The organism is Bacillus vallismortis, assembly GCF_040784915.1.
Classification (GTDB): domain Bacteria; phylum Bacillota; class Bacilli; order Bacillales; family Bacillaceae; genus Bacillus; species Bacillus subtilis_G.
This window is the reverse complement of the sequence record NZ_CP160797.1, coordinates 2078868-2093419: the sequence shown is the minus strand read 5'-3', so window position 1 is coordinate 2093419 and position 14552 is coordinate 2078868. Positions and strand designations below refer to the sequence as shown.

The following is a 14552-nucleotide window of genomic DNA, read 5'->3' as shown; positions in this document are numbered from 1 at the left end:
GATGTCAAGTTATTAGAAAAAAGTGTAGCCTATGTTTATGGGTTCTAGCTTTATTATTGAGTTGCTTATCTGCGGAGTCTGCTTTTGCTGCCGGTCTACAATTTGTCCTCAAATGTTAAAAGACCCCCATTTTAAAGAAAAAGGAGGAGTGTTAAGTTATGAGTAAAAAGTGTAGCGTATGTTTATGGGTCCTTGCTTTATTATTAAGTTGCTTATCTGCGGAGTCTGCGTATGCTGCCAGTACTACAATTGCAAAACATACAGGGAATTCAAACCCGCTTATAGACCATCATTTGGGAGCAGATCCGTTTGCGCTGACCTATAACGGAAGAGTCTACATCTATATGTCAAGCGATGACTATGAATATAATAGCGACGGAACGATTAAGGATAATTCATTTGCCAATTTGAATAAAATATTCGTCATATCTTCAGCGGATATGGTGAACTGGACAGATCACGGAGCGATTCCCGTAGCGGGTGCCAATGGGGCGAATGGCGGCCGGGGGATTGCCAAATGGGCAGGAGCATCATGGGCCCCGTCAGCCGCGGTGAAAAAGATCAATGGTAAGGATAAATTTTTCCTTTATTTCGCAAACGGTGGCGGAGGTATCGGGGTTCTCACCGCAGACAGCCCGACCGGCCCATGGACAGATCCGATCGGAAAAGCGCTGGTAACGCCAAATACGCCAGGAATGTCCGGTGTTGTATGGCTTTTTGATCCGGCAGTATTCGTAGATGATGATGGTGCCGGTTACCTATATGCCGGCGGAGGCGTTCCGGGCGGTTCAAATCCCACGCAGGGGCAATGGGCCAATCCTAAAACAGCAAGAGTCATGAAATTAGGGCCTGATATGACCAGTGTTGTTGGAAGTGCATCTACGATTGATGCGCCTTTTATGTTTGAAGATTCGGGAATGCATAAGCATAACGGAAAATATTATTATTCCTATTGCATCAATTTCGGGGGCACGCATCCGGCCGATAAACCCCCAGGTGAGATCGGCTATATGACCAGCTCAAGTCCCATGGGTCCCTTTACGTATAGAGGGCACTTCCTGAAAAACCCGGGTGCATTTTTCGGAGGCGGCGGAAACAACCATCATGCTGTTTTCAATTTAAAAAACGAGTGGTATGTGGTGTACCATGCTCAAACTGTCAGTTCCGCTCTGTTCGGGGCCGGCAAAGGATACCGTTCTCCCCATATTAATAAGCTGGTGCATAATGCAGATGGATCCCTTCAAGAGGTTGCGGCAAATTATGCAGGCGTAACACAGCTTTCCAACTTGAATCCATATAACCGGGTAGAAGCGGAAACGTTTGCCTGGAACGGACGGATTTTGACAGAGGCATCCTCAGCACCCGGCGGGCCAGTCAATAATCAACATGTCACAAACATTCATAACGGAGACTGGATTGCTGTAGGAAATGCAGACTTCGGGTCAGGCGGTGCCAGGACGTTTAAAGCAAATGTAGCATCTGCTGGAGGCGGAAAAATAGAAGTGCGTCTCGATAGCGCAAACGGCAAGCTTGCAGGAACCCTGAATGTACCTCCCACAGGCGGAACGCAATCCTGGAGAGAAATAGAAACTGCGGTAACCGGCGCATCCGGTATTCACAACGTATTCTTTGTATTTACCGGAACTGGTACAGGAAACTTGTTTAATGTTGATTACTGGCAGTTTACGCAAAGATAACACCAGTTATGGCACCGCTTGCTTGCGATATAAAAGCAGACAGAACACATTTTTCTAATACGGTAAAAGACATTGAAGGAGAGGAAAAAATGATGTCGAGCGTCAAAAAAACAATTTGTCTACTATTGGTATGTTTCACTATGCTGTCAGTAATGTTAATGGGCCCAGGCGCTGCTGAGGTCTTTGCGGCAAATGATGTAACAGTTAATATTTCTGCAGAAAAACAAGTGATTCGCGGTTTTGGAGGAATGAACCACCCGGCTTGGGTTGGAGATTTAACTGCTGCTCAAAGAGAAACTGCTTTTGGCAATGGACAGAATCAGTTAGGCTTTTCAATCTTAAGAATTCATGTAGATGAAAATAGAAATAATTGGTACAAAGAAGTAGAGACTGCAAAGAGCGCGATCAAACACGGGGCAATCGTTTTCGCTTCTCCTTGGAATCCTCCAAGCAATATGGTTGAGACCTTCAATCATAATGGTGACACATCAGCTAAACGCCTAAGATACGATAAGTACGCCGCATACGCGCAGCACCTTAACGATTTCGTTACCTTCATGAAGAGTAATGGAGTGAATCTGTATGCGATTTCCATCCAAAACGAGCCTGATTACGCTCACGAGTGGACGTGGTGGACGCCGCAAGAAATACTTCGCTTTATGAGAGAAAACGCAGGCTCGATAAATGCCCGTGTCATTGCACCTGAGTCATTTCAATACTTGAAGAATTTGTCTGACCCAATCTTGAACGATCCTCAGGCTCTTGCCAATATGGATATTCTCGGAACCCACCTGTATGGGACTCAGGTCAGTCAATTCCCTTATCCTCTTTTTAAACAAAAAGGAGCGGGGAAGGACCTTTGGATGACGGAAGTATACTATCCGAACAGTGATAACAACTCGGCGGATCGATGGCCCGAGGCCTTGGATGTTTCACAACATATTCACAATTCGATGGTTGAAGGGGATTTTCAAGCTTATGTTTGGTGGTACATCCGAAGATCATATGGTCCTATGAAAGAAGATGGCACGATCAGCAAACGTGGCTACAATATGGCTCATTTCTCAAAGTTTGTGCGCCCTGGATATGTAAGGATTGATGCAACGAAAAATCCTAATCCGAACGTTTACGTGTCAGCCTATAAAGGTGACAACAAGGTCGTTATTGTTGCCATTAACAAAAGCAACACAGGAGTTAACCAAAACTTTGTTTTGCAGAATGGATCTGCTTCTCAGGTATCTAGATGGATCACCAGCAGCAACAGCAATCTTCAACCTGGGACGAATCTTAAAGTAACGGACAATCATTTTTGGGCCCATCTTCCAGCTCAAAGCGTGACAACATTTGTCGTAAATCGTTAAAGGCACCTAAGGCAAGCGTACCACGTTGAAATTGAGCGATTTTCCGATCGGAAAATCGCTTTTTTCGTGTCTTGCGTCTGAAGCATACAGCATTAAAGCCTTACATGCGGGAGACATCAGTTTTTCATTGTTATATTTTAGCTGTATTATACGCCAACTTTGATAAAGCATTAATAGATCCTAATTTGGAGGTGTGGTTAAATAGCTAGAAGCAGATTTTATGAAAAACCAGACATTGATCCAAAGAGTTTAGATACTTCTCGATGGCAAAAAGTGTTAACTGAAACATTTTTATACATTCCTGAGAACATTTCGCTTAAAATATATCTGAATGTGCTAAAGGGCGAGTCATCCCCTTAATCAAGGAATTTTACGCCGATTGAGGGTTGATGGATATCTCCGACCTGATATTGACGACGACTTGATATCTTTTATGTTTGAGTCAATGCAGTTTCATTTAGTCATGTTTTTTAGGGAATTCGATATTAAGGACTCTAAGCTGCAACATAAGATTAAGTAAGTACTTTGCTGACTTTATGGGTCATGGGCTGCTTGAAGATCATAAATATTCTGAAATTGTTAGCGATCACAAGAAAGTCAGGGAGTAGATATGATTCACTGAAGATAGGATGTAATAGTTTCACAGTTTTGAAAAGCGCTTATAGAGCAATGTTTGTATTTCACATTCGCCACTTTTATTAATTAAGGGGGAAAACGAGAATGAAAACTTATGACGCATTTCCAGAACCAATTGGCGGCTATACTGTCGGCCGAACCCAGATGGATTTTGAGTACACGGCATCAGATCACTCAAAAAGAGAATTGACCGCGTTTATGTACTATCCATCTGATAGCAGCGAAGGGAAGACTCCATCAACGTACATGTTTCCTGAAGTCTACGAAATGGTTCATGACCAGCCACTTGTCACTGAGTATCTGAAGGAAAAGGATTTTTTCTCTATCGATATCAAAACTCATTGTTACGACGACCTTGCTCTCTCCTGGAAGGAAAAACGCTATCCGGTGTTATTCTATGTTTGCGGCGGGGGCGGTTCTCCAGAATGGGGTACAGTGATATGTACAGACTTGGCAAGCATGGGATATGTTGTGGTAAGCATCGGGCATCAGAATAGCACGATGTATAAGCGTAAAGATGGGCGCCTGTTTAATGTATCAAAGGATTTTTCGGATGTCATTATGGCGTTTTCTGAAGATCAGGAGATGCGGGCGTTGGCTGGTAAGATGGAAATGCGGCCTGACGATGAAACTGCCATTGAGATGTGCCGTAACGTGCTTCAACTGCCGATACTTGACAAGTTAACAGAGTATAGTGAATTACAGGCAGAAGATGTAAGGTATGTAGCCGATTATCTTTACAAACTGGACTCTGGAGAGCTGAATTCCATCTTTAAACGCAGATTGTTGCTTGATATCGGCATGGGCATAGTCGGACATTCTTACGGAGGGCCTACAACGGCGATTGTTTGCCGGGACGACGACCGGTTCGCCTGCGGGATTGGCTTGGATAGCGGTGCGTTCGGCCTTCTCGACAGCGACCTTAAGAAACCCTTTTTGCTGCTTTTTTGTGAACCTAACTATAACATGAATGCGATAATTGGCGCTAACAATAGCATGGAAACCTATTATTTCTCTGTTGATCGTGTTGCGCATTTAGATTACTGCGACATTGTGTTTACCAGTGCTTATGAGGAGCTCAGCAGAGGCGAACGGGATGCTATGGAGATGCGAAATCTTGTTACAGACTATACGAAGAACTTTTTTGATCATTACATACTGCAGAAGGCTGCAAGTGTTGAAAATCTGGCATATGATGGCGTGGACTTGATCAAGAAGACCAGCAACAAGGTGACATAACCGAGAGATTGCTGATAAACGCATGTCAAAGAACTAGCCGTAAAATACAGATTAGTAAATTTCCTTAGAATGATGAAGATTTCAACTATATGGAAGTGTAATTATTGAAGGCTTTATTGATTGGATAGAAAATGAATGAGACGAACAACTCCTAACTGAAAAACCTTTATGACCGATTTAATTTATTGAGGACGTAAAGGTTTTTTGATATTACAAACAAATGGGTGAAACTGTAGATAAATTAGAATGGACCCTTGTTTATGTCCCTGTACCTGTACATAAAAGGGAGCTAAAAATCAAAATGATGTCATTCGAATTTTCGTTAGTTTACATAATATATATTCTAGGAAGTAAACAAAATAAATTATTTTCTGTCTCAGAATAAAAGTATACTTGAGTTAGTGAGATAGAAAATGAAATTTTACGCTTCTTAAAACTCAATCATAAAATGGTGTTGTTAATTCATAATAAACGGCTTCTAAATCTTCCAGCGTCATATCGCCATATGCACATTTAATAGCTGAATCAGCAAATTCATCGTAGTCATAATCCGTAGAAAAACGTTGCTGCAGCTGTGTCTCGTAAGGTTCGATCTGTTCTTTTTGATTTTGAATATCTTTTTCCTTACCCGGATAGTCCGGGCCATTTATCACATCATTCATATGTTTGAACAGCACCATATACTGTTTCAATATGTCATCCACAACGTAATCCTCCTTATTTTGCTGTATAAGGTGCTAAAAACGGACATCATTGCTGATGCCCGCCAAAAGCTGAACTATTTGGGCTCTGTTCCCCAAATCAGTTTTCCGTGATTATATAATGTGATTTTTTTCGTTGTTTTAAACGTATTTGATTGAAAAAAGGAATAATCCCCGCTTTGTGCATAATTGCTCCAGTCATCATTGTGAAGACGAAGCTGAATATCCCCTGTGCTTGCTCCCGATGAAAGCGCTCCGGTTTTAAATCCTAGTTCCAGATAGGTATCTGCGCCTTTCTTAGGTTTATGCAACGTCACAAACTTGTGGGTCACATTGCCGCATCCGATCTGCGCGTAGTCACAGTCAAAGTTTTGGCCTTTGTTTTTCGCGTTATACCAGTAACGGACAGTGACATCTTTTAAATCAACCGTGGAGTTGCCGTTATTTTTGATGTGAAGCTGCGGGCGGATCTGGTTTCCGTTCACACTTCCATCCCCTGCTCTGGATTGCACAGAGATGCTCTTTTCCTGTGTAGGTTGATCTTGAACCGGCGTTTCAGGGCTGTCCTTCGTCGAATCTTTGGTACCGAGAATGCTTTCTCTTACAAATATTCCTGAAGACGATAAACCTGACAACGGCCAGCCGCCTGTTTTAGATGCTCCCGGCTTTAAAGCTGAAGACGATTCCTGCTTATCAGAAAGATTCCAGTTGACCCAGCTGATGTTCTTGCTGTCGAGATAATTCAGCCATTCCCGTGACTGGTCCAGGAATACTCCGCCATTTCCGGAAGCATCGCTTGTCCCCCACTCCGTCACAAAAATAGGCGCTCCTTTGCTGAGGGCATAGTTTGCCTTATCCCGTAAAAACTGGCCATGTGTGCCGGCATAAAAATGAAGCGCGTACATGATATTGTTATCCGCAAGCTGATCATCTGCAGCATCATTCACATCCTGGCTCCATGTACCGGTACCGACAATGATGATGTTGTCGGGATCGTTTTTACGGATAACGGAACTTACTTCTTCCGCATACGGTTTAATATCACGCTTCCAGTTCACATCGCCGTTTGGTTCATTCGCAATTTCATAGATAACGTTTGGCGTGTTTCCGTAAAGGCTTGACATTTCCTTGAAGAATTCTTTTGCCTTCTCTTTATTTTGATTTGGGTTGCCGTCATTTAAGATATGCCAGTCGATGATGACATATATCCCAAGCTCTTTTGCCGCTTCAACCGCTTCTTTTACTTTGTTTTTCACAGACGGATTATCAATATAACCGCCGTCTGCCGTATACATCGCCGCTCGGAAAACCGTAATGCCCCAATCGTCTCTCAGCCATTTTAAGGTGTCTTTATTGACAAAATCGCCAAACCATTGCAATCCGTGTGAACTGATCCCCTTCAACTGCACCGTTTTGCCATCTTGATTGACTAGCTGTGTGCCTTTTATGCTAAGCTGGCCATTTATGGATACCGGCGTCTTTGTCCCTGCTGCAGATGCTTCTGGAGCCGCCAAGCCGCCGGTCGCTAGTAATGCAATGAATAAACATACGGTTAAGATAGAGACTGAACGTTTCATATATGATATTCCTCCTTCAAATCAATATGTAAAAAATATGCCTAGTAACTCACCGCTCTCCTCCCTTTCGCTTTTTTACCACGAACTCATTGTAAAAAGCTTTCTTATATTTGTCTATCAACCTAATTTCTTGTTTTTAGCCGGCTTAAAAGCCTGTCTAATTTCTCTTTTTGTGTTGTTTCAGATACAAGCTGATACATGTGGATCAAAGATAAAAGTGTATAATCAGGACTTTACACATCATTATTTTATCAAATCAAAATATTCCGCTTCTTTTCGGCAAATAAAAAGCTGCATTCATTGAAGTGAATGCAGCCGTGTTTTTATGCTTCTTGTTTCTCATCTTCCCAAGTTTCAGTGTTTTTAAGACCCGGGATGTTTTTCGATTTAAATACAGGGTCAAGTCCTTGTTTTCGCTGATTCGCGTAATCTTTATACACTTTGTAAGCTACGTTTGACAAGAGCGTTATCACAATTAAGTTAATCAACGCCATAATCCCCATAAAGAGGTCCGCCATATCCCAAACAATCTGGAACCCTGCTACACACCCAAAGACAACCATAGCAATAACCGCGATACGGTAAATGTTCAGCCATGTTTTGCTTGTTTTAATAAATTCAATGTTTGTCTCGCCATAATAGTAGTTTCCGACAACTGAACTAAAGGCGAACAAGAACATTGCGATAGCTATGAAACTAGGAGCCCAGCCTCCAATATGGTGGCTCAGAGCAGCCTGTGTAACCTGGATGCCGTCACCTTTTGGTGTTACACTGTACAGTAAAATGATAAACGCTGTAGACGTACATACGATAAATGTATCGAAAAACACGCCTAATGTCTGAATAAAGCCCTGCTTTGCCGGATGTGAAACATGAGCAGTAGCAGCAGCGTTTGGCGCGCTACCCATTCCTGCTTCGTTAGAGAAAAGTCCGCGCTGTGCACCAATGACGATGATCGCTCCCAGTCCTCCGCCGACAACTTGTTCAATTCCTAAAGCGTTTTTAACAATGATCGCAATAACGCTTGGGAATGCAGAAATATTTGTGAATACAACATAAAGAGCAATGAGAATATAAAGCCCAGCCATGACTGGAACAATCAATTGTGTCACAGCGACAACACGTTTTAAACCGCCGAAGATAATAAAGGCCGTTAAAACAGCAAGAACAATGGCCACAACTATTTTATTCACATGAAAAGCGCCTTCTAACGCTCCTGCAATTGTATTGGATTGAACAGCGTTAAAAATTAAACCGAATGATACGGTAATTAAGACAGCGAATACGATGCCGAGCCATCTGACACCAAGGCCTTTTTGAATATAGTAGGCCGGTCCGCCGCGGAAATCGTCTCCGTCCTTCACTTTATAAAGCTGGGCTAACGTGCTCTCAACAAAGCTTGAAGCCATACCTACAGCAGCTACAACCCACATCCAAAAGACAGCGCCCGGTCCGCCTGTCGCAATTGCTAAGGCAACACCCGTCAAATTCCCTGTACCGACTCGGGATGCGGCTGAAATAAAGAATGCCTGCATAGATGAAACGCCTTTATTTCCGTCAGGCTTCTCTCCCACTATTCTGAACATTTCAATAAAATAACGGAATTGGATAAAACCAAAACGAAGTGTAAAAAATAACCCAAGTCCTACTAAAATATAAAATAAATATTTCCAGATAAAAGCACTTGGAATATTGATTAAGCTGTTGAAAAAAGACTCCATATTGACCTCCCGTATTCATCAATTCATAGTAATTTCAAATTTGATGTTAGATTTTTTAACATGATAAGTCTTATTATATCACAATATGTCGAATTAGGAAGTTTTTTCGTGAAGATTATTGTCCTAGATTGATACTCCCTCCTTCGGTCCCCCTCTCTATTATTTTCCTATGAATAAAAAATTACTTCTTATAAGCTTCATTAAAAATCGTATTTCTTTTGAAAAGTAAGAATTTCTCTGATAAATAGAGGCATAAATCCTAAACAACAAACATATCATTTAAAATATGTTTTTATTCACGTCTCAGACCGGGTATACATACACTAATAAATGAAGTTGCTCTTTCAAAAATAAGCAAAAAGATATATACTTAACAAAGTAAACTTTATTTTTAAATTTAATAAATCAGGTTTACTTTCAGGATGGGTTAGGGTATTATTATAAAAATATTCAGTAATATTAAAGGGGGGGAGATCATTTGAAAAAAGTAACGATACTGAAAGCGTCCATCTTATTCTTGGCGATTGCCAGTTTTCATTTGTTCTCACTTCCCCACGCCTTTGATATCGGCCATCATTATAAAGCCGTAGCCGACCAGCAGGAATTGCATGAGATGAAAGCCGGCCAAAATGCTGATGATGAGAAGAAATCCATCACAGGAGCATTTGCGCTGACTGCTTTATGGGCAATGGCTGTTCGGCTTCTGACCGCTGAAAGCAAAGATACGGGATACTCCCGCAGGCGCCAGCGAAAAAAAAGCTTTATACTGGCCAAATTTTATCAATCGTCTTATTTTGGCAAACTTCATGTTCAACATCACCCGATTATATAACGAAAATATGAGGAGGCTGTTAAACATGTTGTTTATCTTAAGAATGGTGATTATAGGCTTATTTTCTTTCACAGCGCTGAATTTATTTGTATGGCAAGGAATCGAATTTGTTCATGCCTTTACAGATCTTTTCACCAGCCAAGAAAGCTAATTGAAAAACAAACGAAACCCGCTCACATAATGTGAGCGGGTTTTATATTATTGCTCTGTTTGAAGGCGCCAAACAGCTGTGACTTTGCCTGATTCCTCTTCATCAATAAAGAAAGAGCCATTGCTGTATCTGTCGTTTGTCCGCAAGTCTTTTGCCTGCAGTTCTTTTCTGTCGCCTTTTTCTGTTTCCGCCATAAGTCGTTGATCAAGACGACAAGCGAACACCGATACGACACGGTGAGGATTTTTCTTCAGTTCCCTTAGCATCACGACACCTCGTTTTGCACGGGACGTTTTTTCAAACTCGGCGAGACTCATGCGTTTTACCGCTCCCCGCTGTGTGAACAATACAATTGAATCAGATTCTTGAAGGATCTCTCCGGAGACCACAAAGTCATCTTCTTTTAAGTTAATCCCTTTGACACCTGCCGCACGCGCACCAACTACATTTACTTCGTCCTCTCCAAACCATAGGCCGTATCCAAGGTGAGTGGCCATAAAGATCTGGCTTTCCCCATTTGTCACATGTACATCGATCAGTTCATCTTCACCCTTCAAATTTAATGCCACGAGCGCTTTAGAATAACGCTGTGCTTTATAATGGGTGAGCTCTGTCTTTTTCACCATTCCGTTTTTCGTAAAGAACAATAGATACGCTGCTGGATCAAATTCTTTTATCGGTATGGCCTTTACAATCGTTTCATCACCATCAATGCTAATCACATTTGAAAAATGCTGGCCCATGTCCTTCCATCTGATATCAGGCAGCTGGTGAACCGGGCAATAGATATAGCTTCCTTTGTTCGTAAAGAGCAGCAGCACATCTGTCGTATTCATTTCAAACTGATGCAGTATCCTATCCGTATCTTTCATTCCGAAATCCTGACCGTTGGAAGCGGCATATGAGCGCTGGCTCGTCCGTTTTAAGTAACCATCCTTCGTAACGGTCACATATACATCTTCAGAGGCAACCATGACTTCAAGGTTAATCTTAATTTCCTCAATTTTTTCTTCAATCACAGAGCGTCTTGTGTCTGCATATTTCTTTTTCAGTGCTTTTAAGCTGTTTGTGATCACTTTTAACAGCTTTTTATCATTGCTCAGAATGGATTCGAGCTCTTCAATTTTTTCATCTAGCTCTTCAGCCTCTTCCTTCAGCGCTGTGATATCTGTATTGGTTAAACGGTATAGCTGCAATGACACGATCGCTTCAGCCTGAGGCTCTGTAAATTCATATTTCGCTATCAAATTGTTTTTAGCGTCACGTTTGTCGCTTGAAGAACGGATTGTTGCAATGACTTCATCCAAAATGGACAAAGCTTTCATGAGACCTTCTACGATGTGATGCCTGTCTTTTGCTTTTTGAAGCTCGTAAACGGAACGGTTTGTGACGACTTCTTTTTGGTGGCCGATATATGCATCTAAAATAGCCGGCAGACTCATCAGCATCGGACGGCGGTTATGAATGGCCACCATATTAAAGTTATATGTGATCTGCAAATCGGTATTTTTATATAAGAAATTCAAAATGCCTTTGGCATCCGCTTCTTTTTTCAGTTCAATAACCACTCTCAGCCCTGTACGGTCCGTTTCATCGCGAACCTCTGAGATGCCCTCAACCTTTTTATCAATGCGGAACTCGTCCATTTTTTTCACAAGGTTGGCTTTGTTTACTTCATAAGGAATTTCAGTAATGACGATTTGTTCACGTCCGCCTCTGATTCCTTCTATTTCAGCTTTTCCGCGGATAATGATTTTTCCTTTTCCGGTTTCGTAAGCTTTTCTTATGCCGTCAACACCTTGAATAACACCGCCTGTCGGAAAATCAGGCCCTTTTATGACTTCCATGAGTTCATCAACAGAACAAGATGGCATTTGGATGCGTTTAATAACAGCATCAATGACTTCTCCGAGATGATGAGGGGGAATGTCAGTCGCATATCCCGCTGATATCCCGGTAGATCCGTTGACCAATAGGTTAGGGAACATCGCCGGGAGTACGACAGGCTCCTTGCTTGTATCATCGAAGTTCGGCACAAATTCAACCGTATTTTTGTCAATATCCCGAAGAAGCTCAGATGCGATCGGAGATAATCGCGCCTCTGTATAACGCATGGCTGCCGGAGGATCTCCGTCGATGCTTCCGTTGTTCCCATGCATTTCTATTAACACATTTCGCACTTTCCAATCCTGGCTCATCCGCACCATTGCTTCATAAACCGAGCTGTCACCGTGCGGATGATAGTTACCGATAACGTTACCGACCGTTTTGGCCGCTTTTCTGAAGTTTTTATCAAACGTATTTCCATCTGTATGCATCGCATACAGAATTCTGCGCTGTACCGGCTTTAAGCCGTCTCTTGCATCAGGAAGCGCCCTGTCTTGAATAATATATTTACTATAGCGCCCAAAACGGTCCCCGATCACCTCTTCTAATGGTAAATCATGAAATAATTCTGGCTGTGACAATCATTAAACCTCCTCAGCGACCGATAAGTTTTCATTTTCTAAAATATTGCTTTCTTCATCTAAGCCGAAAGCGACGTTTTTCTCAATCCACTTTCTGCGCGGCTCCACTTTGTCTCCCATTAACGTCGTGACACGTCTCTCTACGCGTGCCGCATCGTCGATTTTGACCCTTACAAGCGTACGGGACTCCGGATTCATCGTCGTCTCCCACAGCTGGTCTGCGTTCATCTCTCCAAGTCCCTTATATCGCTGAATGGTATAGCCTTTGCCGACTTTTTTCAGGACATCATCCATCTCTTCATCAGACCATGCATATTCAATGATTTCCTTTTTCCCGCTTCCTTTGCTGACCTTATATAAAGGAGGCAGTGCAATGAACACCTTGCCATGCTCAATGAGCGGTTTCATATAGCGATAGAAAAAAGTGAGAAGCAGCACTTGAATATGAGCGCCGTCAGTATCGGCATCGGTCATAATGATGATTTTGTCGTAGTTGATATCATCGACTGAGAAATCCGCTCCGACTCCGCCGCCGATCGCATGAATGATCGTATTGATCTCTTCATTTTTAAAGATATCAGCAAGTTTCGCTTTTTCCGTATTAATGACTTTACCGCGTAAAGGCAGAACCGCTTGGAATCTGCGGTCTCTTCCCTGCTTGGCTGATCCGCCTGCAGAATCGCCCTCAACGAGATACAATTCATTTTTTGCCGGGTTTCTTGAACCGGCGGGCGTCAGCTTTCCGCTTAATGTCGCTTCAGATTTTTTGCGTTTTTTGCCGCTTCTTGCTTCTTCACGGGCTTTGCGTGCCGCTTCGCGTGCCTGACTCGCTTTGATTGCTTTTTTGACAAGGAGCGTTGCGGTATCCCGGTTTTCCTCTAAAAAATAAGCAAGCTGCTCTGAAACAATCGCATCAACTGCTGATCTCGCTTCGCTTGTACCGAGCTTTCCTTTTGTTTGTCCTTCAAACTGAAGAAGCTCTTCGGGAATGCGAACAGAGATAATGGCTGAAAGCCCTTCCCTTATATCAGTGCCTTCAAGGTTCTTATCCTTTTCTTTCAGCAAAGCCACTTTTCTCGCATATTCATTAAAAGCGCGTGTCATCGCTGTTTTTGCACCTGACTCATGAGTACCGCCGTCTTTTGTTCTGACGTTATTAACAAATGACAGAATGTTTTCAGAATAGCCGTCATTAAACTGGAACGCAAAGTCCACTTCTATTGAATGATGCTCGCCCTCAAACGAGACCACTTCAGACAAGACGTCTTTTTCCTCATTTAAGTAAGCGACAAACGCTTCTATGCCGTTCTCGTAATAAAAGACCTCCTGCTGGTCATTCCGCTCATCAATCAGCTCAATTTTTAATCCTTTTAACAAAAACGCAGATTCTCTTAATCGTTCAGAAAGCGTTTCAAAATTATAAGTTGTTGCACTGAACATCGTTGGATCTGGCTTAAAGTGCGTAAGCGTTCCTGTCTTTTTTGTTTTGCCGATCTTCTCGAGGGATGTAACCGGTTTTCCTCCATTTTCAAACCGCTGCTGATAAATGAAACCGTCCCGCTCAATGGTAACCGTCAGCCATTCAGATAAAGCATTTACGACTGATGCACCAACCCCGTGCAGCCCTCCGCTTGTCTTATAACCGCCTTGGCCGAACTTTCCTCCGGCATGAAGCACCGTTAAAATCACTTCAGGGGTTGGTTTGCCGAGCTTATGCATTCCGGTCGGCATGCCGCGGCCTCTATCCTGTACAGAAATACTGTTGTCTTTATGTATTTTGACGATAATGTGATCTCCATGGCCGGCAAGCACCTCGTCGACAGAGTTATCTACAATTTCATAAACCAAGTGGTGCAAGCCCCGCGCGTCAGTAGAACCAATATACATACCCGGCCTTTTCCTGACGGCCTCAAGGCCTTCGAGCACCTGAATGGCATCTTCGTTGTAATCAAATTGCTGTTTTCTAGCCAAACGTACAAACCCCTTTCAAAAACTAACATTGTCTTTCTCTTTTTTCAGTAATGCGCATCAATTGTAAAAAGTATTTTTTATAAACCTCGCCTTAAGCCGGTACTGCCTTGGACTCCCCATTATAACCAATATGTTTGTGATCGCAACATAAAGCTAACGAATCAGTTCACAAAACATCGGGCAAAGTGCTGTTTTTAC

The 14552-nt window shown here is 42.5% G+C and carries 10 protein-coding genes; 5 read left to right on the top strand and 5 right to left on the bottom strand.

Features of this window, described 5'->3' with window-relative positions; translation table 11 throughout:
• Positions 1-158 precede the first annotated feature (158 nt).
• From ABZM97_RS10175 to ABZM97_RS10165, 3 genes are all read left to right on the top strand, one after another.
• Positions 159-1697, top strand: coding sequence for a glycoside hydrolase family 43 protein (locus tag ABZM97_RS10175; protein WP_087991406.1), 1539 nt, complete (start codon positions 159-161; stop codon positions 1695-1697).
• Positions 1698-1786: 89 nt separating this feature from the next.
• Positions 1787-3058: a glycoside hydrolase family 30 beta sandwich domain-containing protein gene (locus ABZM97_RS10170; RefSeq protein ID WP_202327729.1), complete on the top strand. Its 1272-nt coding sequence runs from the start codon at positions 1787-1789 to the stop codon at positions 3056-3058.
• Between the two features lie 720 nt (positions 3059-3778).
• Complete coding sequence (locus ABZM97_RS10165) at positions 3779-4933, top strand: choline esterase (RefSeq protein WP_087991408.1); 1155 nt, start codon at positions 3779-3781, stop codon at positions 4931-4933.
• Positions 4934-5370: 437 nt separating this feature from the next.
• Here the strand turns inward: ABZM97_RS10165 and ABZM97_RS10160 are convergent, their stop codons facing one another.
• The 3 genes from ABZM97_RS10160 to ABZM97_RS10150 form a co-directional block, all read right to left on the bottom strand.
• Positions 5371-5637 (bottom strand): YnfE family protein, encoded by a 267-nt coding sequence (locus ABZM97_RS10160; protein WP_087991409.1) that lies wholly within the window; start codon positions 5635-5637, stop codon positions 5371-5373.
• A gap of 74 nt (positions 5638-5711) precedes the next feature.
• Complete coding sequence (locus ABZM97_RS10155) at positions 5712-7211, bottom strand: cellulase family glycosylhydrolase (RefSeq protein ID WP_202327629.1); 1500 nt, start codon at positions 7209-7211, stop codon at positions 5712-5714.
• Between the two features lie 323 nt (positions 7212-7534).
• On the bottom strand, positions 7535-8932 hold the full coding sequence (locus ABZM97_RS10150) for a sodium:alanine symporter family protein (protein ID WP_148961703.1): 1398 nt from the start codon (positions 8930-8932) through the stop codon (positions 7535-7537).
• Positions 8933-9410: 478 nt separating this feature from the next.
• Between ABZM97_RS10150 and ABZM97_RS10145 the strand changes: the two genes are divergently transcribed.
• Together ABZM97_RS10145 and ABZM97_RS10140 are read left to right on the top strand one after the other, a co-directional pair.
• A complete protein-coding gene (locus ABZM97_RS10145) occupies positions 9411-9764 on the top strand; it encodes a hypothetical protein (protein ID WP_087991412.1) in 354 nt (117 codons plus the stop codon).
• 25 nt (positions 9765-9789) lie between these two features.
• Positions 9790-9915 (top strand): hypothetical protein, encoded by a 126-nt coding sequence (locus ABZM97_RS10140; RefSeq protein WP_277986964.1) that lies wholly within the window; start codon positions 9790-9792, stop codon positions 9913-9915.
• 47 nt (positions 9916-9962) lie between these two features.
• Here the strand turns inward: ABZM97_RS10140 and parC are convergent, their stop codons facing one another.
• Together parC and parE are read right to left on the bottom strand one after the other, a co-directional pair.
• Positions 9963-12383, bottom strand: a complete 2421-nt coding sequence (gene parC / locus ABZM97_RS10135) for a DNA topoisomerase IV subunit A (protein ID WP_087991413.1) — start codon at positions 12381-12383, stop codon at positions 9963-9965.
• A gap of 3 nt (positions 12384-12386) precedes the next feature.
• Positions 12387-14354, bottom strand: coding sequence for a DNA topoisomerase IV subunit B (parE, locus tag ABZM97_RS10130; protein WP_087991414.1), 1968 nt, complete (start codon positions 14352-14354; stop codon positions 12387-12389).
• Positions 14355-14552 lie beyond the last annotated feature (198 nt).

Coding starts and splice junctions, on each gene's coding strand:
- ABZM97_RS10150 (WP_148961703.1), bottom strand. CDS start 8,932: ATGGAGTCTTTTTTCAACAGCTTAATCAATATTCCAAGTGCTTTTATC.
- ABZM97_RS10155 (WP_202327629.1), bottom strand. CDS start 7,211: ATGAAACGTTCAGTCTCTATCTTAACCGTATGTTTATTCATTGCATTA.
- ABZM97_RS10175 (WP_087991406.1), top strand. CDS start 159: ATGAGTAAAAAGTGTAGCGTATGTTTATGGGTCCTTGCTTTATTATTA.
- ABZM97_RS10170 (WP_202327729.1), top strand. CDS start 1,787: ATGATGTCGAGCGTCAAAAAAACAATTTGTCTACTATTGGTATGTTTC.
- ABZM97_RS10165 (WP_087991408.1), top strand. CDS start 3,779: ATGAAAACTTATGACGCATTTCCAGAACCAATTGGCGGCTATACTGTC.
- ABZM97_RS10140 (WP_277986964.1), top strand. CDS start 9,790: ATGTTGTTTATCTTAAGAATGGTGATTATAGGCTTATTTTCTTTCACA.